20 protein-coding genes, 2 rRNA genes and 2 pseudogenes are annotated in these 21,990 nt (G+C 59.3%); 10 read left to right on the top strand and 14 right to left on the bottom strand.

The features are described from left to right. Positions 1-8 precede the first annotated feature (8 nt). Positions 9-650, bottom strand: a complete 642-nt coding sequence (locus IB252_RS00115; protein ID WP_076029765.1) for a LysE family translocator — start codon at positions 648-650, stop codon at positions 9-11. A gap of 150 nt (positions 651-800) precedes the next feature. Between IB252_RS00115 and IB252_RS00110 the strand changes: the two genes are divergently transcribed. Both IB252_RS00110 and IB252_RS00105 read left to right on the top strand, forming a co-directional pair. Beyond that, entirely contained in the window at positions 801-1,610 is an 810-nt protein-coding gene (locus IB252_RS00110; protein ID WP_192406179.1) for an AraC family transcriptional regulator, read from the top strand. Between the two features lie 75 nt (positions 1,611-1,685). Continuing rightward, complete coding sequence (locus IB252_RS00105; protein WP_111451254.1) at positions 1,686-2,054, top strand: cupin domain-containing protein; 369 nt, start codon at positions 1,686-1,688, stop codon at positions 2,052-2,054. Between the two features lie 12 nt (positions 2,055-2,066). Here the strand turns inward: IB252_RS00105 and IB252_RS00100 are convergent, their stop codons facing one another. The 5 genes and pseudogenes from IB252_RS00100 to IB252_RS00085 all read right to left on the bottom strand — a co-directional run bounded on the left by IB252_RS00100 (position 2,067) and on the right by IB252_RS00085 (position 6,088). After that, on the bottom strand, positions 2,067-2,666 hold the full coding sequence (locus IB252_RS00100) for a flavin reductase family protein (protein ID WP_192406177.1): 600 nt from the start codon (positions 2,664-2,666) through the stop codon (positions 2,067-2,069). Between the two features lie 57 nt (positions 2,667-2,723). Continuing rightward, positions 2,724-3,161: pseudogene (locus IB252_RS30510) on the bottom strand (methyl-accepting chemotaxis protein); the annotation flags it as partial. A gap of 102 nt (positions 3,162-3,263) precedes the next feature. Beyond that, positions 3,264-3,950, bottom strand: a pseudogene (locus tag IB252_RS30505) (PAS domain-containing protein); the annotation flags it as partial. Between the two features lie 210 nt (positions 3,951-4,160). Then, the gene (gene pseH / locus IB252_RS00090) at positions 4,161-4,715 is read right to left on the bottom strand and encodes a UDP-4-amino-4,6-dideoxy-N-acetyl-beta-L-altrosamine N-acetyltransferase (RefSeq protein WP_192406174.1); all 555 of its coding nucleotides are present in this window, start codon (positions 4,713-4,715) and stop codon (positions 4,161-4,163) included. A 59-nt stretch (positions 4,716-4,774) separates the two neighbouring features. Continuing rightward, positions 4,775-6,088 (bottom strand): MFS transporter, encoded by a 1,314-nt coding sequence (locus IB252_RS00085; protein WP_192406172.1) that lies wholly within the window; start codon positions 6,086-6,088, stop codon positions 4,775-4,777. Between the two features lie 201 nt (positions 6,089-6,289). Between IB252_RS00085 and IB252_RS00080 the strand changes: the two genes are divergently transcribed. The 4 genes from IB252_RS00080 to IB252_RS00065 all read left to right on the top strand — a co-directional run bounded on the left by IB252_RS00080 (position 6,290) and on the right by IB252_RS00065 (position 10,270). Then, positions 6,290-7,708, top strand: coding sequence for a short-chain fatty acid transporter (locus IB252_RS00080; protein WP_033061219.1), 1,419 nt, complete (start codon positions 6,290-6,292; stop codon positions 7,706-7,708). Positions 7,709-7,922: 214 nt separating this feature from the next. Continuing rightward, positions 7,923-8,243: a hypothetical protein gene (locus IB252_RS00075; protein ID WP_192406171.1), complete on the top strand. Its 321-nt coding sequence runs from the start codon at positions 7,923-7,925 to the stop codon at positions 8,241-8,243. A 185-nt stretch (positions 8,244-8,428) separates the two neighbouring features. After that, a complete protein-coding gene (locus tag IB252_RS00070) occupies positions 8,429-9,601 on the top strand; it encodes a hypothetical protein (protein ID WP_192406170.1) in 1,173 nt (390 codons plus the stop codon). Positions 9,602-9,745: 144 nt separating this feature from the next. Continuing rightward, entirely contained in the window at positions 9,746-10,270 is a 525-nt protein-coding gene (locus IB252_RS00065) for an SET domain-containing protein-lysine N-methyltransferase (RefSeq protein WP_192406169.1), read from the top strand. Positions 10,271-10,276: 6 nt separating this feature from the next. Here IB252_RS00065 and can read toward each other — a convergent pair whose 3' ends face one another. After that, positions 10,277-10,921: a carbonate dehydratase gene (gene can, locus IB252_RS00060; protein ID WP_008145531.1), complete on the bottom strand. Its 645-nt coding sequence runs from the start codon at positions 10,919-10,921 to the stop codon at positions 10,277-10,279. A gap of 152 nt (positions 10,922-11,073) precedes the next feature. On the opposite strand from can, the gene IB252_RS00055 reads away from it, so the two are divergent. Then, entirely contained in the window at positions 11,074-11,478 is a 405-nt protein-coding gene (locus IB252_RS00055) for a serine kinase/phosphatase (protein WP_192406167.1), read from the top strand. 144 nt (positions 11,479-11,622) lie between these two features. Here IB252_RS00055 and rimI read toward each other — a convergent pair whose 3' ends face one another. Both rimI and IB252_RS00045 read right to left on the bottom strand, forming a co-directional pair. After that, positions 11,623-12,075, bottom strand: a complete 453-nt coding sequence (rimI, locus tag IB252_RS00050) for a ribosomal protein S18-alanine N-acetyltransferase (protein ID WP_008145534.1) — start codon at positions 12,073-12,075, stop codon at positions 11,623-11,625. Beyond that, positions 12,068-12,817, bottom strand: coding sequence for an energy transducer TonB (locus IB252_RS00045; protein WP_192407541.1), 750 nt, complete (start codon positions 12,815-12,817; stop codon positions 12,068-12,070). The genes rimI and IB252_RS00045 overlap by 8 nt, the downstream gene beginning before the upstream one ends. A 206-nt stretch (positions 12,818-13,023) precedes the next feature. Between IB252_RS00045 and mksB the strand changes: the two genes are divergently transcribed. The 3 genes from mksB to mksF are packed head-to-tail and all read left to right on the top strand — an operon-like array spanning position 13,024 to position 17,829. Continuing rightward, on the top strand, positions 13,024-14,301 hold the full coding sequence (mksB, locus tag IB252_RS00040) for an Mks condensin complex protein MksB (RefSeq protein WP_008145536.1): 1,278 nt from the start codon (positions 13,024-13,026) through the stop codon (positions 14,299-14,301). Further along, positions 14,291-14,992 (top strand): Mks condensin complex protein MksE, encoded by a 702-nt coding sequence (mksE, locus tag IB252_RS00035; RefSeq protein ID WP_038981553.1) that lies wholly within the window; start codon positions 14,291-14,293, stop codon positions 14,990-14,992. The genes mksB and mksE overlap by 11 nt, the downstream gene beginning before the upstream one ends. After that, on the top strand, positions 14,989-17,829 hold the full coding sequence (gene mksF, locus IB252_RS00030) for an Mks condensin complex protein MksF (protein ID WP_192406166.1): 2,841 nt from the start codon (positions 14,989-14,991) through the stop codon (positions 17,827-17,829). The genes mksE and mksF overlap by 4 nt, the downstream gene beginning before the upstream one ends. A 75-nt stretch (positions 17,830-17,904) precedes the next feature. Here mksF and IB252_RS00025 read toward each other — a convergent pair whose 3' ends face one another. The 5 genes from IB252_RS00025 to IB252_RS00005 all read right to left on the bottom strand — a co-directional run. Next, positions 17,905-20,208, bottom strand: a complete 2,304-nt coding sequence (locus IB252_RS00025; RefSeq protein ID WP_192406165.1) for a PqiB family protein — start codon at positions 20,206-20,208, stop codon at positions 17,905-17,907. After that, entirely contained in the window at positions 20,201-20,824 is a 624-nt protein-coding gene (locus IB252_RS00020) for a paraquat-inducible protein A (RefSeq protein WP_008145542.1), read from the bottom strand. Before IB252_RS00020 ends, IB252_RS00025 begins: the two co-directional genes overlap by 8 nt. Beyond that, positions 20,811-21,470: a paraquat-inducible protein A gene (locus IB252_RS00015; RefSeq protein ID WP_111451243.1), complete on the bottom strand. Its 660-nt coding sequence runs from the start codon at positions 21,468-21,470 to the stop codon at positions 20,811-20,813. The genes IB252_RS00020 and IB252_RS00015 overlap by 14 nt, the downstream gene beginning before the upstream one ends. Before the next feature lie 148 nt (positions 21,471-21,618). Next, positions 21,619-21,734, bottom strand: a 5S ribosomal RNA gene (rrf, locus tag IB252_RS00010). Between the two features lie 148 nt (positions 21,735-21,882). After that, positions 21,883-21,990, bottom strand: a 23S ribosomal RNA gene (locus tag IB252_RS00005); the annotation flags it as partial.

Here is a 21,990-nt window from a genome sequence, read left to right as displayed (position 1 = left end):
AGAACTCCTCAACGATTGGCCACCAGATGCGCGCCGAACAGCAGATAGCAACTGCCGGCGAAGCGATCCAGCCATTTACGCGAACGATCATAAGCACCCGCGACCCGCCGGCTGGCAAACAGCAGCGCCACGCTGCAATACCAACTGAAAGACAAGGTCGCCATGGTCAGCACGGCCAGCGCCAGCAACATCGGTGGCGGTGAGGCCGGCATGGCCGTGGCGAAAATCGTAGCAACGAACAGCGCGGCCTTGGGATTGGTCATGTTGCCCACAAAGCCCCGGCCATAAGCCGATAGCAGCGTGCGACCGGCGACATTCAGCGAGCCGTTATCGCCCGGCACACTCGGTGGTTTGCGCTTGAACTGCTTCAAACCCAGATAGATCAGGTAACAACCGCCGGCAATCTTGAAGCTCAGGTAGAGCGTCGGCGCGGCGCTGAACAGCGACTTGATGCCCAGGCCACCCGCCAACCCCCAAAGCACCGTGCCCGTGGCCACGCCCAGTGCGGCGACGACCCCGTGGCGCCGGGAGCAACTGGCAGCCAGTTGCGCGGTGTTGAAGAAGTTCGGCCCCGGCGTCACCACCGCAACTGTCCATAACAGCGCCAACGACAACAACGGAGCGGCGTAGCTCAGGTGGGATATTTCCATGATGTGGGGCGCCTTCGTGGCTTAAAAAATATGCAACACCTTGCAACATTAGTCGGGGATTTTCTACCAGCCGGGTGATTCGATCGGCAGCAGACAAGCGGTTGGTGAGTGGGGTAACGTGTTCAGCATCGAGTTCAAGGCAACACCACCATGGCCAAGCAAACGCCCGCTATCGACTGGTTCCACCGCGCGCCCGACGTTGGCGGGCTTCAACGTTTCGAGGCGTTTTTTGCAGGCCACGGCTACGACCTTCACCGCCACGACACCTACGCCATCGGCCATACCCTGGCCGGGGTGCAGAGTTTTCAGTACCGCGGCGGCTGGCGTCACAGTCTGCCGGGCGGGACCATGGTGCTGCACCCGGACGAAGTCCACGATGGCGAAGCCGGCACCGAGACCGGGTTCCAGTACCGAATGATGTACATCGAACCGGCGCTGATCCAGCAAATGCTCGGCGGCCAGCCGTTGCCGTTTATCAAGACCGGCCTGTCAGCCGATCCACGTTTGTTCGCCGCCACCGCCGTGCTGCTGCGAAGCCTCGATTGCCCTCTCGACCCTCTCGAAGAGCAGGATGCGCTGTTCGACCTGGCCCAAGCCTTGAACAGCGTTTCCGGCGTGCCTGCCACCCGCCAGAGCTTCGACTACGCGGCCGCCGAACGCGCGCGGGAATTCATCCACAGCGCGCTGGATCGCACCGTGACGCTGGAAGAACTGGCGCAACACAGCGGCCGTGATCGCTGGAGCCTGTCGCGGGATTTTCGCCTGTTGTTCGGCACCAGCCCTTATCGATACCTGACCATGCGCCGCCTCGACCTGGTCCGCTCGCTGTTGATCCAGGGCCAACCACTGGTCAGCGCCGCGCTGATCGCCGGCTTCACCGATCAGAGCCACATGACCCGGCAGTTCAGCAAAACCTACGGACTGTCGCCGGCCCGCTGGATGAAAATGCACCGCCGCTGAGCCCGCACGATCGTTCAAGAAGCACGCCGATACGCCGGCTATCGTGGATGCACGATCAACCACGAGAGCTGCTGCATGAAAGCTTACGAAAGCCTGAATTTCGCTGAAAAAATCGCCAGGATCGGCCCGTACTGGACGCCCAGGGTCATCGCCGAAATGAACGACTACCAGTTCAAGGTGGTGAAACTGCTGGGGGATTTCATCTGGCACGATCACCTGGATACCGACGAAACCTTCATCGTCCTGGAAGGGCAACTGCGTATCGACTTTCGCGATGGCCACGTGCTGGTGAACGCCGGCGAAATGTATGTGGTGTCAAAAGGTGTCGAGCACAAACCGTTCGCCGAGCAGGAGGTGAAACTCCTGCTGATCGAACCCAAAGGTGTGCTGAACACAGGTAACGAAGGTGGCGAGCGCACTGCGCAGAATGACGTCTGGGTGTGAAAGGCAGGCTGCTTACGCCTGCAAGACCTTGCCGTCCACTGGATCGCCGATTTTCAGGAAATGCCCGCCCGCCACATGGTGCAAGGTGCGCAACGCGTCTTGCCCTTCGAAGTGCCAGCGACCGTCACTGAACACCCGCTCGTCTGCCTGAGCGGCAATCACTTCAGCCAGGAACAGATCGTACTGCTGATGATTGCCGGGCTCCGGCAGCAGTCGACACTCCAGCCAGGCGACGCAGCCTTCGAGCATCGGCGCATCAATCAATTCAGCGCTGAACGTCGGCAAATCATAGACCTGGAACTTGTCCCGGCCTTTCTCCCGGGTCAATTCCAGGCCGGACGTCGAACCCACGGTCTGGACGATATCGGCCTGGGCGGCGCAGGGAACATTCAGCACAAACGTGCCCGAAGCCTCCAGCAATTGACGTGTCCAGGTGGACTTGTCCAGCACCACGGCAATTTTCGGCGGTTCGAAATCCAGCGGCATGGCCCAGGCCGCCGCCATGATGTTGCGCTGGCCGTCATGAGCCGCGCTGACCAGCACGGTCGGGCCGTGATTGAGCAGACGATACGCCTTGGCCAAGGGAACCGGACGGCGGTGAGAAACGCTCATGATGGCTGCTCCTGGGGAAAACGCCGATTGTAGCGATTTACGCCGCGATGGCAGGCATCAAGTCGCCAACTGATTGGCAAACTGCCCGACCGCGTTCACCACTTTCTGTGCACCGTCCTGAATCTCGACAATCACCGTCCCCGCCTCTGCCGCCAGCGCCAGGCCCTGTTCAGCCTGGAGTTTGCCCTCGGTCATCAGCGCCACGGCGTTGCGCGCCATGTCCTGGTTCTGCCGCACCACGCCGACAATCTCATCGGTTGCCTGGCTGGTGCGCGAAGCCAATTGCCGGACCTCATCCGCCACCACCGCGAAACCACGCCCCTGCTCCCCGGCCCGAGCCGCTTCGATGGCCGCGTTGAGCGCCAGCAGGTTGGTCTGTTCGGCAATCCCGCTGATGGTTTTGACGATGGTGCCGATCACCAGCGACTGCTCGTTCAGCGCTTCGATGCCTTCACCGGCGGTCTGCATGTGCGTGGCCAGGTTACGCATCACATTGACCGCCTGAGTCACCACCGCATTCCCGCGCTGCGCGCTGCTGTCGGTTTGCTGCGAGGTGCTGTAGGCAATGTTGGCCGCTTCGGCGACGGCTTGCTCCTGATTGACCTGATCGGTAATTACCGTGGCGAACTTCACCACTTTGTAGAGCTTGTTGTTGGCATCGACCACCGGGTTGTAGGAAGCCTCCAGCCAGACCACGCGACCGTGGCTGTCGATGCGCTTGAAACGGGCGGCGACGAACTCGCCTGCATTCAAGCGGCGCCAGAAGTCTTGGTACGCGGTGCTGTTGTATTCCTCGGGCTCGCAGAACATGCGGTGATGTTTGCCCTGGATCTGCGCCAGGCTGTAACCCATGCCGCTGAGGAACCGCTCGTTGGCCGCCAGCACGTTGCCATTGAGGTCAAACTCGATGACTGCCGTGGAGCGCACAAGCGCGCCGATCAGGTTCTCATGCTCACGAGACGCCTCGATGGTGCGGGTCAGGTCACTGGAGTAAATCGAGAAGTGTTTGATCCGACCGTCCGCAGACCGAACCGGTTGCACGATCGAGCGCAGCCAGGCTTCCTGACCATTGCCACGCAACAAGCGCACCGTGCCGGCAAAGTGCTCGCCACGGGTCAACGCGAACTTGAAGCGCTGATGGAATTCGTCCGACTTCACATGGGCCGGGACGATGTCTTCGATGTGTCGCCCTATCAGGTCGCTGCTTTTGTAGAGCATCTCGCCGATGAAGTTCTGGTTGACCGATTGAATCCGCCCGTCGGCATCGAGGGTCAGGACCAGCATCTCGCTTTCCAGACTTTCCTTCACTTGCTGAAGGCTGGAGAGTTCTTCGCGAAGAGCCGACAGCTCCTGCTTCAAGCGTTTGTTGAACATGGGATACACCGATGGACAGGGAAAGAAAGCGGCATGCAGCCTAGCCATCGGCCTTTGGGATATTTTCTGAAGAGTGTTTCAGGGTTGTCCTACAAAAATAGTTGCGGTGCGCCCACCTGATCAGCTGACACGGTTTAGCCGTGCCATCACGTCTTCCATCTTCGGCCGTCGCGCCGCCCATTCCTGTCGAGTAATGCCCAGCATCACCACATCGACTCTGACGTTGTCCTTGATGATGTTCTGGCGTCGCACGCCCTCAACGGAAAAGCCGAACTTCTGGTGCAGGCTGATCACCGCCGGGTTGCTCTGCAATACCTCACAGTTGAGCTTTTCCAGACCTGCCACACCGAACGCGTGGTCCAGAAGCCAGAACTCCAACCGACTGCCCAGCCCTTGTCCTTGCAGATCACTGTCGAGATAAAAAGCCCAGTCAGCCGTTTTGTGCAACGTGCTGATCGCGTTCAGCGACACCACGCCACGGGCTGCGCCGTCGAGCATGAGTACGAACACGGATTGACGCGGATTGTCCGTTAACGAGCCGAGCCAGGCCGTGTGCTCGGCCTCGGATATCTCATGATCGGTGTACATGTATTGGCGAACATCAGGTTGATTACGCAAATCGCGCACACGCGACTGAACCTGACGGGACACTTCAAGGATGGGTACCAATTGCACTTGTGCTGCTCCTTTGCATTGTGTTGCTCCTGTACATCGCAGGAACCCGCTGACAGTCACTAAACGCAGGGAGCCACGCTGCGGCTCCCGACATTAGGCATCCGCGTCCCGAAATACGCGGCACTGCTCACCCCCACAGTCCCCATCACCGCGCTGAAAATCACGCAGATCCATGGGCTCCACGGCATCAGACCGATCAGCAACAACGGTGTGATACTCGCCCAGACGGCGTAGGCAATGTTGTAGGTGAAGGAAATTCCCGAGACACGAATCCGCGCCGGGAACAGGCTGACCATCACCGACGGCACCGCGCCGACCACCCCGCAACCGAGGCCGGCCACCGCGTACGCCAGACCGATCCAGCTGCCACCGATGATCAGGCAGGTATAGAGCACGCCGATACCCAATGGCAGCAGCAGGCTATAGAGCATCACCGTTCGCCAGGCGCCAATGCGATCCACCAGCAGCCCGGCGAGGACGCAGCCGATATTCAGAAAAACAATGCCCAAGGCACTCAGGGCGAAGGTGTGGCTGGCGGTCATGCCGAAGGTTTTTTGCATCATGGTCGGGGTGATCACCACGAACACCACCACTGCCGAGGTCAGTACGCAGGTGAGGATCATCGCCGGCAGCATGGCCAGACGGTGTTCACGCAAGACCGTGCGCAGCGGCAGTTCGACGGCCGCATCACGTTGGGCCTGCATGGCCATGAACACCGGGGTTTCGCTGAGCCAGCGGCGTAGCCAGACGCCGATTACACCGAACACACCGCCCAGCAGGAACGGGTAACGCCAGGCGTAATCAAGGATTTCTGCCGGGGTGAACGCCTGCGCCAGAAACGTCGCCGTCAGTGCACCGATCAGGTAACCGAACGTCAACCCGGCCTGCAGAAAACCGAGGGCATAGCCGCGGTGCCCGACAGGTGCATGCTCGGCGACGAACACCCAGGCACTCGGCACTTCGCCGCCCACCGCCGCGCCCTGGAGAATTCGCAGGGCCAACAGCAGCAACGGTGCGAAATAACCGATCTGCGCGTAGGTCGGCATGATGCCGATCAGCAGGCACGGCAGCGCCATCATCAGGATGCTCAGGCTGAAGACCTTCTTGCGGCCCAGTCGGTCGGCGAAATGCGCCATCAGAATCCCGCCCAACGGCCGCGCCAAATAACCGGTAGCGAAGATCCCGAAGCTTTGCAGCAGTCGCAGCCACTCAGGCATTTCCGGCGGGAAGAACAGCTGGCTGAGAGTCAGGGCGAAAAATACGAAAATGATGAAATCGTAGATTTCCAGCGCGCCGCCAAGGGCCGCAAGGCCGAGGGTCTTGTAATCCGAGCGGGTGAACGGCGCCGGACGCGGGTGGGTGTTGGCAGTCATGAAAAGAACTCTGGCATAGGCAAAAAACCAAGGCGCCCATGGTCTACGCAAACGCGCCAACGGACAACCCGTTAGACCAAAGTCCTAGACTCGTAAAACTTCGTCACAAAATAGAACCGATTGTTTTACTGTTGGCGCCTGTCTATACGGGCCTTCGCCGCCCCAAAGACCACAACAAACATAAAAATTCGAGGTACACCCGTGGCCGCTGATATCGAAGATACCCGCTCCGCCCGCTTTGCCCTGCGCTGCTCAAGTTTTGCCGAACGCTGGTTCCCTGACTCCTGGGTGTTTGCCGCACTGGCGGTGATTATCGTCGCCGTGGCCACCCTGTTCATGGGCGCCAAACCCACCGACGCCGCCATGGCCTTCGGTGACGGCTTCTGGAGCCTGATCCCGTTCACCATGCAAATGGCTTTCGTAGTGATCGGCGGTTATGTGGTCGCCAGCTCGCCACCGGCAGTGAAACTGATCGACCGGCTGGCGCGGATCCCGAAAAACGGCCGCTCGGCCGTGGCCTGGGTTGCGTTGATCTCTATGGTTGCGTCGCTGCTGAATTGGGGGCTGTCGTTGGTGTTTGGCGGTTTGCTGGTGCGCGCCCTCGCCCGTCGTACCGATCTGAAAATGGATTACCGTGCCGCCGGTGCTGCCGCCTATCTGGGTCTCGGCGCGGTGTGGGCCCTAGGCCTGTCCTCGTCCGCCGCGCAATTGCAGGCCAACCCGGCCAGCCTGCCGCCGTCGATTCTGTCGATCACCGGGGTGATTCCTTTCACGCAAACGATCTTTCTCTGGCAGTCCGGCGTGATGTTGCTGGCGCTGATCGTGATCTCGCTGATCATTGCCTACGCCACTGCACCCGGCCCGAACTCGGCCCGTGATGCCAAAGCCTGCGGCATCGATCCGAGCTTTAACCTACCGCCGTTGCAACCACGCACCCGCCCCGGCGAATGGCTGGAGCACAGCCCGCTGCTGACGATTTTGCTGGTGCTGCTGGCGGCCGGATGGCTGTTCCATGAGTTCTCGACCAAACCGGCGATCAGTGCGATTTCCGGGCTGAACACCTACAACTTCCTGTTCATCATGCTCGGAGCCCTGCTGCACTGGCGCCCGCGCAGCTTCCTTGACGCTGTGTCCCGCGCGGTACCGACCACCACGGGCGTGCTGATTCAGTTCCCGCTGTACGGCTCGATCGCCGCGCTGATGACCACCGTCAAAGGGACTGACGCTCAGACGCTGGCTCACCACATCTCGACCTTTTTCGTACAAATCGCATCCCACGACACCTACGCGCTGCTGATGGGCGTGTACTCGGCGATTCTCGGTTTCTTCATCCCGTCCGGCGGGGGCAAATGGATCATCGAAGCGCCGTATGTCATGCAAGTGGCCACCGACCTGAACTACCACCTGGGCTGGGCCGTACAGATCTACAACGCCGCCGAAGCCCTGCCGAACCTGATCAACCCGTTCTACATGCTGCCGCTGTTGGGTGTGCTCGGGTTGAAGGCGCGGGACTTGATCGGGTTTTCGTTCGTGCAACTGCTGGTGCACACGCCGCTGGTGCTGTTTCTGCTGTGGGCGTTGGGGACGACGCTGACGTATACGGCACCGGTCATGCCGTAACACATCAGTGATTGCACCTGCAGCGGGCAGGTGCAATCCGTTCACTCTGCTTGAGCATGAAACAAACGCCTGGATTTATCCTACAAACAGGCTCGATTGCGCCTGACATGAAACCCGGAGAGTTCTTATCTCCAACCTATAAATCGCTGAGTAAACTCCGACAGCTCACACACTTTTTAAAGCAAGACAGCACTGACCAAGGATGAACAAACACATGTCTTTAGTTTCGAAAACGCTGGAAGAGATGATTAACGAGATTTACCAGGACGGTAGGGTTTCAGTCGTTGAATACAAAAAGCTGCGTGATGATGCAGATCGCCGTATGGACGCTGTCGTCCGCGAGTTCGGCCAGCACAACAATTTGACCGCCCTTCAAAAAGCGATGGATGTAGTCATGCAATTGACGCAAACGTCCATCATCGATGCCAAAAAAGCCAAACTGACCGATACAGGAGAGGCCCTCGTCAAGGATGCCGTATTTGCACAGGTCGAGTACTTGCGCGCCGGTACTCATCTGGCACTAAAGCTGTTGTAACGCTTCAACCTCCGTCCGGCCCACAGACATCAAGCCCGGGCCGGACGCCATAACCGAGTGTTCCTGACGTACACACCACAGGCTCTACGCAAAAAAACTACACGCAACCACTATTCTGTGTAACGCCGCTGATCCAGTATGGCGCGTACCCCAATTAACGGGACCACGCTGAAAAGGATCTGAGCATGTTCAAACTTGCAGGACTCACCCTCGCGGCCCTCACCCTGAGCGCCGCCGCCCATGCCGATGTCGACCTGAAACTGGGCAGTACCGAACGCGTCACCCGCCTGTTCGCTTACCCCAACAACTGCAACGTGATCTGCTTTCGCAACTGGACGCTGGAGCAAACGGTCGAGCATTACCTGACTCAAAGCGTGCAGCGCGATGGTTACAGCACGGCGAAAGTGCTGGTCAAAACCGATAACAATCAGCTCTATGCCGAAATCAGCGGCGTGCCCCATGGCTATGAAAAACCGTTGGCGGCGCTGCTCGATGCCGGTGATCTGGCCTATACCGGCGCCAGCAAGCTGAATGCCGATGGCAAGTGGGCTTACAGCTGGTATCTGTTTCTGCCACTGGGCATGGCCTTGGAAAACCGCAAAAGCATTGAACTGTTGCACTTCCCACCCGACTATTCGTTGACCCAGGCTCAGGATTACCTGCGATCCGCCACCACCGATCGCTGGGCCACGCTGCTGACTGTCAACAAAGTTCCGGCCGACCAGACGCCGGGCTACCAGACCATCATCGACATTGCACCGATAGCTGCACCATCAAACGCTGGCAAGGATCTGGAAGGCGTCTACGACTACTTCAAGGACTACCAGACCACCATGGTCAAGCAACTCAGCCAGAACGCCAGTGGTGCGGCGTTGCCGATGGTCGCCTTTGGCGCGCCGGTGCGTAACTGGATCAAGCAGCAATACGGGCCGACCGTGAACGTGCTGGGCCTGGTCAGCATCAGTCCGAGCGACGGGGTAAAAGTGCCAGTGCTGGGTTCCAACCACCCAAGCTACATTTGGTACGCCGCCGACCCGGAAAGCTATACCGGCAAAGATGCCCAGGCCAAGGCGGACGCGGCTGGCCTTAAAGTCATGGGGCAGGATTTGAGTGCCGCGTGCTGGCAGGCCGCCATGGGTCGCCAACCGGACACTAATCCCGACCTTGAACTGAGAACCTGCACCCAAAACTGGCAAGTGGCCAACACAGAAGAAACTTGCCGGCTGTTCTACACCTCGATCCGCAACCTGACGCCTGACAAAGCCGTGGCCAAGTGCGCAACGGCACCCATCAAATCTCAGCTCAAACAGCTGAAAGCACCGATCCCCGAAACGGCGATCCCTGCCCCGGCCCTGTAAAACGATGAACGGCGGGTCTACTGTCAGTTATGACAGTAGACCCGCCGTTTCATTTGCGAGAGGCTTGAATCGCACCCATGTGTTGCAGAGCTGACAGGATCGTCAGCTGATGGAGGTCGCAGCACCCAGCCAACAAGGATCGTTATGAAAACCCACGCCCCGCACGAGACGCTGGCACACCCTCCCGATGGGATTTATCCATTTGCGGAGCTGCCCGTTCGCCTTGGATTCCCCTCCAGGGCCGACTTCGAGATTATCGACAACACCCACGGATCCGCGGCAGCCGTCGCAGTACTTCGGGATTTTCCACGCATCAGCCGAATTTGCCGGGCGTCGGGGCACCTGCTGCCTTATCGCTGTCGGCATACCCGGCAACTGGCCCATGGCATCCATGTCTACGACCCGCGCTTCTGCGGGCTGCTGCGACACTCCTGCGACCCAAACGTATTTCTCGACATGAGCGAGCTGTGGTTGTGGGCGCTGAAGGACATCAAAAAAGGCGATCAACTGACGATGGACTACGCCACCACCGAAGACAAACTCATACGTCAGTTCGCCTGCCAGTGCGGTTCGTTCGACTGCCGTGGCTGGATCACCGGCTACGATGAACCGCCGAACGCCGACGGCCAGTTGTTTCTGCAACACTGGCGCCGGCGAAGTCTATGCTGAAGGGCCTTACAACGCCTCGACCGGACGCAGACGGTATTGCGGCGGCAATTGCTCGAAACCGCTGATGGTGGCGTTCAGGCTTTTCCAGCGACCGTCCTTGATGCCATAGATGCAGCCGTGGACAGACAGGCTCTGCCCGCGGTGCCAAGCGTTTTGCACAATACTGGTGTGCCCGACGTTGGCCACTTGCTGGATTACGTTGTATTCGCAGAGGCGGTCGACCCGCTCTTCTTCAGTGGGCAATTTGGCGAGCTCTTCGCGCTTTTCATAATAGAGATCGCGAATCGAGCGCAGCCAGCCGTCGATCAGGCCCAACTGACGGTCCTGCATTGAGGCGCGCACGCCGCCGCAACCATAGTGGCCGGTCACGAGGATGTGTTTGACCTTCAGCACGTCGACCGCGTACTGAATCACCGACAGGCAGTTGAGGTCGGTGTGCAGCACTACGTTGGCCACATTGCGGTGTACAAACAGATCACCGGGCAGCATGCCGACGATCTCGTTCGCCGGCACCCGGGCGTCGGAGCAACCGATCCACAAGTATTCCGGGGTTTGCTGACGGGCCAGCTTGGCGAAGAAATCAGGATCTTCTTTGGTGATCGCGTCAGCCCAGCGCTCGTTGTTATCAATCAGATCTTGTAATTCGTTCATGCAATGAAGCCTCGAGAATGATGCGCTTCTATGACAGACAACCCTCTGTCGGGGTCACGCGCCGGATGCAGATAACCGGTTTTCCATGCCGGAGGAATTCTCAGCAGCCCAGGGGGTCCACCGTAGTAAGGCCTACAGTATGAGGAATTACCATGACTGAATCACGACGTCCGTACGATGCGGCGCAACCCGGGCCCATCGATGACAACGAAGACCGCATGGGCTCGATGCAAGAGCTGGATTTCGACGAGGAAGAACCCAGCGCCAAAATCGGCGACGAGCTGACGCAATCGGAGCGTGAACGCCTGATGCCTCGCGAACGCGTACGTGAAGCCGGCATGACCGGGGCCTCGACCGATGACCATGAGTCTACCGACGACGACATGAGCCCGGAAACCCTGATCCGTGAAGACGGCGCACGGGACGCCCACGAAGCGGGTGAAGGTGGCCAAGCCGACTGGGATTTGAGCATTGTCGATGAAGACGACATCGGCGGGGGGAATGGGCTGGATGAAGAGGAACTGGCGCGGCGGGATCCGATGGACGGTAATCGTTGATCTGTAGCGCCTGACAAGCCGCCTTCGCGAGCAAGCCCGCTCCCACATTGATTCCAGTCGATCACAGCATTCGTGTACGACACCGATTCAATGTGGGAGCGGCGGTGCGACGATTCGACTTGCTCGCGAAGCTTTTAAAACAGCTCAATCGACGAGGGTACAGGCCATTACAACCGCATCTTCACGCCCACCCACCGCCGGGTAGTAATCGCGCCGCCGACCAATCTCGTTAAACCCATAACGCTCATACAACTTGAACGCACCACGGTTGCTGTCGCGCACTTCCAGAAAACACTCCCGCGCCTTGGCGTCATACGCCCGGGACATCAAATGCTCCAGCAACGTCAAGCCCAGGCCACGGCCCTGGTTCTCCGGTTTGACGGTGATGTTCAGCAGATGCGCTTCATCAAGGATGATCTGCACCACCCCGTGGCCGACCTGCTGCTGGCCTTCAAACATCAGCCATATCTGATATTTACCCAGCCCATCGAGAAAAATCCCGCGCGTCCAGGGATGGCTGTAAGCCGCGTATTCGATTTTCAGTACAGCGTCCAGGTCCGCCTCGGTCATCGGGCGGAACGATACAGCGTCACTCATTCGATTCTTTCCAACGCGCCATCAGCCGACGCATGGCTTGCCAGACATCAGCCTTACGCTGTGGCTCTTCCATTAATAATTCCAGACCCGGCAGGGCCCAGACCGAGCCCAGGCCTTCGACCTGGAGTTCACGGTTGAAGGATTCGGCGTTCGCCTCACCGGCGAAACGCACCGCCGGCAGGCCGATCAGCCACACGCAGACACACGGTGCGTCTTCCAGCCGGGCCGAGAGGAAACCTTGCACGAAGTCGCGAGCCGCTTCCGGGCCTTGATCCATGGTGCCCCGAGACAACAGCGGCCAACGCACCGGCTCGCCGACGATCTGCGGGCTGTCCGGCAGACCGGCGGCGCGCAGCATGTCTTTGAGCAACAGATAGGCAGGGTCGCGGGTCTGGAACGATTCGCCTGTGGGTAACTCCACCAACAGCAGGCAACGCCCGGCCCGCAGCAATTGCAGGGCGAAACGCGGTGGCGGCACGACGGGCGCCCTGGCCACAACCGGAGCGGCCTCTTCTTCAACCTTGGCATTCGTGCGCGTGCTGGCCAGCGATGGCCGTGGCACCTCGATTTTCACCCGTTCGGCCGGTTTGACCAGCGGTTCCACCGGCGAATCAGCCACAGGCGCGGGCGCAACCGGAGCAACCGGCGCGACGACCAACGGCTCGGGCATCTCCAGCAGCTCAGGGCGCGAGGGCGCAGCAAAGGGCAATTCGGTGCGCGGCAGCCAGTTGACCACCTGCATGGCGGTCAAATAAGCGCGACGACGGGACTCGATAAGCAAAGGTCGGCCACTTGTGGATAACTAAAGTGCGGTGATTCTACCGCCCTTCGCTCAAGATCGCCCACGCTTGATCGATAGAAAGCCAACTGTCCGTCCCGAGAGTGAATCGCAACGGGCGTGATGCAGTACAATCGCGACTTTTAATCGCCAACCAGCCGGCCATTCCGATGATCGAACCCAAGCGCGTCTTGCGCGCCCTCGCTGAACACTGGGCACTTCTGGAGCCACTGTGCGAGCACTTCGACCAAGGCACTCTGAGCCTCAACGAATTGCGTTCACAGTTGGCCGCCCAGCAACTCGACAGTACGCCGCAGGACATCACCAGCCTGCTGGACGTGTGGATCCGCCTCGACATTCTGGTTCCCGTGGCGAAAAGCCCGAACCGTTTCGAGCTCAATGCGCAGATCCACGACTTCCTCGCCTACCTGCGCCGTGAGCACCGTCTGGGCCTGTGCCTGGAGATCGAAGCCTATCTGCGCCATCTCGAGCGCCTGGCCGGTTATATCCAGGACGCCTTCGACATCCGCGACGGCCATGACCTGGCGCGCCAGTTGCGCCTGCTCGACATGCGCGTACGGGACGTATTGAAGAAACTCGCCAACGACGAACAGGCCCTGGTGGCCGTCGCCGAGCGCGCCAAGACCAGCGACCGGCAGATTCCCCTGCGTCAGCGTTACGCTGAAGTACTGGCGACCTGGGACGAATACGTCGAGCCGATGATTCAATTGGTGAACGCCGACGGCGCCTTCGAACAAGGCGTGCGCAAGGTCGAGAACGTTCTGCTGAAGATGCTCACCGAGCAGCAGCGCCTCGGCCATCTGGTCGACGACGACATGCTGCTGCGCACCCACGCGCGCATCCTCGAAATGCAGACCAGCGCCCAGCTGACGCTGCGTCATGCTCGCGAGCTGCTGCTGCCGCTGCGTGAAGAAGCCCGTCGACACAACGCCGTGACCCGTGGCGCGGCGCTGGCCTTGTCGGCCATTCGTCGCAAAGGCATCGATGCGGTGCCACAAGCGGCGATGCCGATGTTCACCCGCCCGCAAAGCACCTTCCTCGGCAGCGCCAGTCAGGTCGAAGCCTACGTTTACGCCCTGGCGCGTTTCGAGCCGAAACCGGCACGTTTCCCCAAGGCCCACAAAACGCAGAAAGGCGAAGCGCCGCGCGCGCCACGTACGGTTCGGGAAATGCTCGAACGCTGCGAAGACGCCCTGCCGATGCCGGACCTGATGACCTGGCTACTGGAGCAGGAGCCGGACGGCGCCACCGACGAATTGCTTTATTGGTTCTCGCGTCTGTCGCGGGAAAAACGCTTCACACGCGAGCGTCTGGAACGCCGCGATTACCACACTCACGAGCATCAGGTCAGCCTGCGCTCCTTCGCCCTGCTCTCGGCCCGCGACACCGCCGCCGAGGATTCTGCGAGCATCCCACATGCATCTTGATCTAAACGAACTGTCCCAGCTGGCGCCGATCTTTCGCGAGCTGTTCAAGGGCTACCACGTCAGCCGCCGCGACCCGGAGCTGTACGCGCAACTGTCGAACTTCCAGGACCAGTACCGCACGCTGTTCAAGGCACTCGGCTTTGAACTGGTCTGCGACACCCGTGGTTTCTACTACTTCGTCCCGGACCTCGCGGCGGCGGCGGTGAACAAGACCGCGCAACGTCTGGCGCTATTCACCTTCATCCTCGTCGAACATCTGGCCGATCAGGGCCGTGACCCGGTCGCCGTGCTCGACGGTGGCAGCCTCGGCCGCGATGAGTTGCCATCGCTGCTGGAGAAATACCGCGACCTGTTCATTCAGGCCGAAGTGCAGACCGTCGAAGAACTTGAAGAAAAAATCATGCGCCGCATGACTCAGCTCGGTTTTGCCGGTGAAGAAAACGGCATCTACCGTTTCCTGCCGCCGATGCACCGTTTCCTCGATGTCTGCCTGTCGGTCCAGCAGGACCGTGATCTGGCGGCCAGCCTGCACAGCGTGTTGCCTCTGCCGGTGCCGGTGCTGATCGACGACGACAGCGACGAAAAACTGCTGCAAACCGATGATCCGCTAGACCTCAGTGACTTCGAAGAAGAAAGCGAAGAAGACGCCATGGCCCGCGCCATCGCCGAAGAACAGGAGACCGACGCATGAGCAAGGAACGCTACGGCATTCGCCGCTTTGCCCTTTTGAACACCGCCGGTTACAGCCTCGGCCTGTTCCCGCTGGAAGAACCGTTGTCGGTTTACGGCGCGAACAACCTCGGTAAATCCGCGTCGATCAACGCGTTGCAGTTCCCGATTCTGGCGCGCATGTCGGACATGAGTTTCGGCAAGTACAGCCTGGAACAATCCCGTCGTTTCTACTTCGCCTCGGACACCAGTTACATCCTGGTCGAAGTCTCGCTGCCTCACGGTCCACATGTGATCGGCGTGGTTGGTCGCGGCCCGGGCGGTGGTTTCGGTCACCAGTTCTTTGCCTACGCCGGCAAACTGGACCTGGCCCATTACCAGAAAAACGACACCTGCCTGCGTCAGAAAGAATTGTTCACCAACCTTGAGCGCGAAGGCCTGAAAGCCTACGAACTCAAACCGGATGAACTGCGTCGCTTGCTGGTCGGCGGTCACACCTCGATCCCGCTGGACCTGACGCTGATCCCGCTGCGTTCCACCAGCGAGCAGAGCCTGAAGACGTTCCGCGCACTGTTCATCAACCTGCTGCACATGCGCGAAATCACCGCGGCCAAGCTCAAGCAGCTGTTTCTCGATGCGTTCGAACACAGCCTGCGTTCCGGTAGCGTCGACTACATCGCCGCGTGCGAAGAAGCGTTCCGCGACGTACGACGCATGGAGCAGGACTACAACTCGCTGGTCACTGCCGGCCCATTGGTCGAAGCCCTTGCGGCAGGCGTGACCCAGCGCAATATCCTGCGCGGCAAACTGCACCGGATCTCGCCGCTGCTCGATTCCCTGCTCGGCACCTGGTCGGACTACGCCAGTGCGCGCAAGGAAGAACTGACGATTCAGGCCGAGCACTACCGCAACGAACAGGATGCGCTGCAAAACGATCAGCGCGGCGGCACTCAAGAGCTGATGCGTCTGGAGCGGGAAATCACCGGCATCCAGCGCTGGCTGGGCGAGTTGTCGGTGCTCAAGCATCGCTTCGCCTTGGTCACCGACGTCAAAGTCCTGGAGCAGCAACTGCTCGCGGCCAAGGACGCGCACGATGAACTGGCCGGTGCGCTGGCGCAGTCGCGGCAGTTCTCTGCCGAAGACCTGGAAGAACGCCTGCGGGATCTGGAAAAACGCCTGAAGTCGGTGAAACAGCAACTCGATCATGCCGACAACAACAGCTATGCCCGCCTGCGCGAGGAGTTCTCGCAACAGGATGTCGAGCGCCTGATGCGTTTGTTCAACAGCGCGTTGTTCAGCCTGCCGCTGGGTGAGCACGGTATTACGCTGGACGAGGACGGTCAGTGGGTCAAATCCATGGAGCTGATTCTCGATGGCTTCAAAGGCGAGCGCTTCGAAGTACCGGGCCTGTCCATCGACATCTCGCACATCGAGCCGCCGGCCCTGCAAGCCTTGGCTGACCGCGCGGCATTACGCGATCAGAAAGAGCGTCTGGACAAAGAACTCAAGCAACTGAAAACCCAACAGGCCGTGGCCGCCGACCGCGCCGCGAGCAAGACCCAGACCGAAGCGCTGTACCAGCAAGTGCTGGATGCGCAGAAAGCGCTGGAAGATTTCCGCCGCGCGCAAACCCTGAGCGCCGAGGAAGGCGACAAGCTGGAACAGCTGGCGCAGATGGAAGCGGCGCAGGACGAGTTGAAGCGTTCCAGCGACGCCTTCACCGAACGCGTCCAGCAACTGTCGGCCAAACTGCAATTGGTCGGCCGGCAGATCGGCGACATGGAAGCCAAGCAACGCACCCTCGACGACGCCCTGCGCCGCCGTCAGCTGCTGCCCGCAGATCTGCCGTTCGGTACACCGTTCATGGACCCGATCGACGATTCCATGGACAACCTGCTGCCGCTGCTCAATGACTATCAGGACAGCTGGCAGGGTTTGCAGCGCAGCGATGGTCAGATCGAGGCGCTGTACGCTCAGGTCCGCCTCAAGGGTGTGGCCAAGTTCGACAGCGAAGACGACATGGAGCGCCGCCTGCAACTGCTGATCAACGCTTACGCACACCGCACCGACGAAGCCCTGACCCTTGGCAAGGCCCGTCGTGCGGCCGTTACCGACATCGCCCGGACCCTGCGCAACATCCGCAGCGACTACGACAGCCTTGAACATCAACTGGCGCTGTTCAACCGCGAGATCAACAAGCGTCAGGTCTCCAACCTGCAGAGTTTCCGCATTGTCTTGGCGCCGAACAAGGAAGCGCTCAAGCACATCGACCAGATCATCCACAGTGCCGGCCAGTACGAAGAAGGTGAAACCCTTTCGGTCTTCGACCTGAGCCAAAGCGCCGATCAGGACAACAAGAACGAAGAAGCCAAGGAATACCTGGCGCGGCTGGTGGCGGCTAACCACAATCAGCTCGGCCTCAAGGACCTGTTCGAGCTGGCGTTCGAGATCACCAAGGTCAACGGCCAGCCGGTGATTCACACCGACATCGACGGCGCGGCGTCCAACGGCACCACGATGACCATCAAGGCGCTGACCAACATGTACTTGTTGCTGCACTTGATGGACCGCGACCAGGCCGGTCGCGTGCGCCTGCCGTACTACCTCGACGAGGCAGCGGACATCGACGAGAAGAACCAGGCAGCGCTGCTGGAAACCAGCCTGCAACTGGGCTTCGTACCGATCCTGGCGAGTGTGAAGCCGCAGGTCTGCGCCAGTGTCGCCATCGACCTGGAAGGTGGCAGCGGGCCGAACGGGATCTACATCGACGAGGCGGACTGGAAGTACATTCGTCGTCACGATGAGGTGAAGGCTGCCGTTAATGTTGAAGCGGACGAGCCGGAGCTGGATGCCGTCTGATTTGCATTAATCGAAGGCAATAAAAAGGCCGCGATCCAATGGATCGCGGCCTTTTTCATCCCTGCTGTTTTGGGCTTACTTGCCGATTGAAATCTTCGGCGCCCAGGTCAGCCATTCGTCTTCGAACTTATCGAACAGCGGGAACGTTTGCTCAGCTAGCGCCGGACTGCCCATGCGCTCGCCGTCCGGCGTGGCGAAAGCGATACCGCCCTGAATCAGCGTCTCCAGCGATTCGGTACGCATCGTCGCCCCTTTGAACAAACCGTAATCAAAGCCAAAACCACTGGAGTTCCAGAAACGCGTACCGCTACGCACCAACGGCGCGTACTTCGGCTCGATCAGGATGTGGACCAACACGCGGTCCGCCGTCTGACCGAGTTCATAGCCTGTCACCTTGCCCACGGTGATTTCGCGGTAGGTGACCGGCACACCCGTTTTTAACGAACCACGTCGGGCAGCGCTCAACACCAGACTCAATCCGGCCTCTTGTTTAGCGGCTTCCGGCGGATTGGCCAAGGCCACGAAGTTCTTCTGCGGGCCGAGGTTCTTCGCGGTGGGTTGCACTTCGATGTATTGGCCAGTGACCAGCGTTTCGAGGTTGGATGTCTTGATCAGACCCAGTTCAGGTTTGACCACCCAGAACTGACTGCCGACCCGAGCGATACGCTCCGGCACTTCGGTGATTCGTGCAGTCAGCAGCACCGATTGCAGGTCATCGCTGAGGTCGACGTCTTCAATCTTGCCAACATCCAGGCCTTTGAATCGAATCGGTGTGCCGCTGCGCAAGCCATCGGCGCGATCAACCCTGATCGTTACGACGGCGCCTTTTTGCGTTGCCTCATCATGACTGGCGAACAAACGGAAACGCGGAATCCGCTTCTGCAATGGCGCCTTGGCTTCCGGGGTTTCAAAGGCAATGCCGCCAGCCATCAGGCTTTGCAGCGACTCACTTTTTACCTGGATTCCACCGGTCAACCCGCCGGTCAGCGTGATGCCACTGGCATTCCAGAACCGTGTCGAGGCGTTGACCAGCCCTTCGTATTCCTTCTCGATATGCACACCAATCACCAACTGCTTTTTGGTGCGTGAGAACTGATAGCTCTGGACCGATCCGACCTTGACCTGTTTGTAGAGAATCGGGCTGCCGACCTCCAGCGAACCGAGGTTTTCGGTGAACAGCACCAGGTGCAATCCTGGCGCACGCAAGTCGAGCGGCGGTGCCTTCGGCCGAGCCACGAACTCGCGCTGCGGTGCGGCGCCTTTGTCTCCAGGACGCACGGCGATGTAGTTACCTTTGACCAACGCTTCGAGGCCGGTGATACCGGCAAGCGAGATCGACGGTTTGACCACCCAGAATTGGGTGCCTTCGACCAGGTAATCTTCAGCCAGAGGATCGAGGGTCAATTCGGCGGTGGCACTGGATAGATCAGGATCGATCTTGAGCGCTTTCAGATTGCCGACCTGGATGCCTTTGTACATCACCGGTGTGCGACCCGCCTGCATGCCTTCGAAGTCGCTGAGTTTGACCTTGACCCGAATACCGGCGGCGGCTGCATCGAAATCTTCGTAGAGACGGAACGGTAGACTCGGGTCGGTGGGAGGACTGTCCTTGCGGTTCTCCGGCGTGGCGAACGCGATACCGCCGGCGACAATGCTCGCCAGGGACTCGCTACGCACCTTCACACCTGACAGGTTGGCGTCGATGCTGATGCCGCTGGCGTTCCAGAAACGCGTGTGTTTGCGCACCAGTTTGGCGTAGGTGGGCTCGATGAAAACCTTGAGTTCGACGGTGCTTTGGTCTTCGGACAGCAGATAGCTTTTGATCTGGCCAACCTTGATCTGCTTATAGAACACAGGGCTACCGCGATTGAGTGAACCGAGACGATCAGCCTTGATGGTCAGGTGCAGACCGGGCTGGGCGTCCGACAGCGGTGGCTCTTCGGCCAAGGCTTTGAACTTGCGGGTCGGCTCACCCTCGCCCGGGCTTACCGCCACGTAGTTACCCGAGACCAGCGTCTCCAGGCCAGTGATGCCGGCCAGCGTCACGCTCGGCTTGACCAGCCAGAAACGGGTGCTGGTCCGCAGGTACGGCTCCACGTCCTTATTCATCTCGATGGTAGCGATTACGCCTTTGGAGTTGCCTTCGTCATCGAGTTTGAGGGTCTTTACCTTACCCACCGACATGCCTTTGTAAACGACTTCGGTCTTGTTGGCCTGAATGCCTTCACCACTTTCGAAACGCACCTGAATTTCGATACCGGTCTCGTTGTAGGCACGCCAGCCGAGCCAACCGCCGATGATCAAGGCAATCAGGGGCAACACCCAAATAGCTGACCAGTTCGAGGCCGGTCGGGTTTTTGCTGTAGGCAAATCAGTCATGGTCGTCGTCCGACTCCGTGTTATCCCAAATCAGTCGGGGATCGAAAGTTACTGCGGCAAGCATTGTCAGAATCACCACACTGGCGAAAGCGATGGCGCCAAGATTGGCTTCGACGCTGGCAAGCCGTCCGAAATTCACAACCGCCACCAGGATGGCGATCACAAAAATATCGAGCATTGACCAGCGGCCAATGAACTCAATAAAGCGGTACATCCAAATGCGTTGGCGAGCCGACAGTGGCTGGCGGCGCTGCACGGAAAACAGCAGCAGTGCGATGCCCACCAATTTGAACGTGGGTACCAGAATGCTGGCGATAAAAACCACGGCGGCGATGGGGATCATGCCGTGTTGAACCAGTTGGATCACACCGGACATGATCGTGCTGGGATCGCCCTGCCCCAGTGAACTGACGGTCATGATCGGCAACACGTTGGCCGGGATGTAGAGCACTGCAGCGGTCACCAGCAACGCCCAGGTACGCATCACGCTGTTCGGGCGACGGGCGTGAACCAGCGCACCGCATCGGGTGCAGACCTGCTCGTCGGTGTCGGCTTCCTGCTTGTTCAATTCATGGCATTCGGCGCAAATCAGAATGCCTGCATCAATCGCCCGCATGGGCATCCTCTCCTGATAAAGCCTGCCAGATCTGATGGGGCGACATCACAACCTCCAACCAGACCTGAACCAACAACAAACCGATAAAGCACGCCAGGCCAAGCCCGACGGTAATTGCTGCCATATCTGCCAGTTTGACGATCGCCACCAGTACGCCCATGAGGTAGACCTCGAGCATCCCCCAATCGCGTAAATGGTGATAAATGCGGTAGAGCAACAGGCCGTAACTGCGTCCGATATCAAAACGAATACTCAGCAGTACAACCAGTTGGCAAAGCAACTTGAGCAGCGGAATTCCCATGCTGCAGAGAAACACCACGACTGCAACGCCCTGCATTCCGGTATCGAACAAACCAACAACGCCGCTCCAGACGGTGTCGTTCGATGACTGCCCGAGTAGATGGAGCTGCATGATGGGTAAAAAGTTCGCCGGGATATACAACAACAGAGCGGCAAGCACCAAGGCGAGACTGCGCTGTACGACGTTATGCCGATGGGCGTAGAGCTCGTAGCCGCAGCGCGGACAGAGGGCTTTCTCGCCATGGGCGAGTTCGGGCTTGCGCATCAGCAAGTCGCACTCATGACACGCTACCAAGTCGTCCAGCGGTAATTCTGACAGCCCTGGGGCGTCAACCGGATCTGGCATAAAGGCTCTGGCTCCGAAAAAGTTGGACCTATTCTAGTGTCATGGATCGAAAATAACTGTGCAAATTTGTGCTTTAACTGAACGCAACATTCCTGCGGACAAAACAAAACCCCTACCTGCATACGCAGATAGGGGTTTCGGAATTTAATCTTGACGATGACCTACTCTCACATGGGGAAACCCCACACTACCATCGGCGATGCATCGTTTCACTGCTGAGTTCGGGATGGGATCAGGTGGTTCCAATGCTCTATGGTCGTCAAGAAATTCGGTAGCCAGGTCGTTTACCTTTCGGTTCACGCTCCAGCGAATGGGTAGGTGATAGATTTGTGTGCTTCGTTTCGAATTTTCGACTGGTGTCGTCTTCACACACCGCAATCTGGCCTTTCGACGCAAATTGCTTGGGTGTTATATGGTCAAGCCTCACGGGCAATTAGTATTGGTTAGCTCAACGCCTCACAGCGCTTACACACCCAACCTATCAACGTCGTAGTCTTCGACGGCCCTTCAGGGGACTCAA

Origin of the sequence: Pseudomonas sp. PDM10 (assembly GCF_014852295.1) — a bacterium.
Classification (GTDB): domain Bacteria; phylum Pseudomonadota; class Gammaproteobacteria; order Pseudomonadales; family Pseudomonadaceae; genus Aquipseudomonas.
Note: the sequence above shows the minus strand (reverse complement) of the source record. Positions and strands in the feature narration are given on the sequence as shown.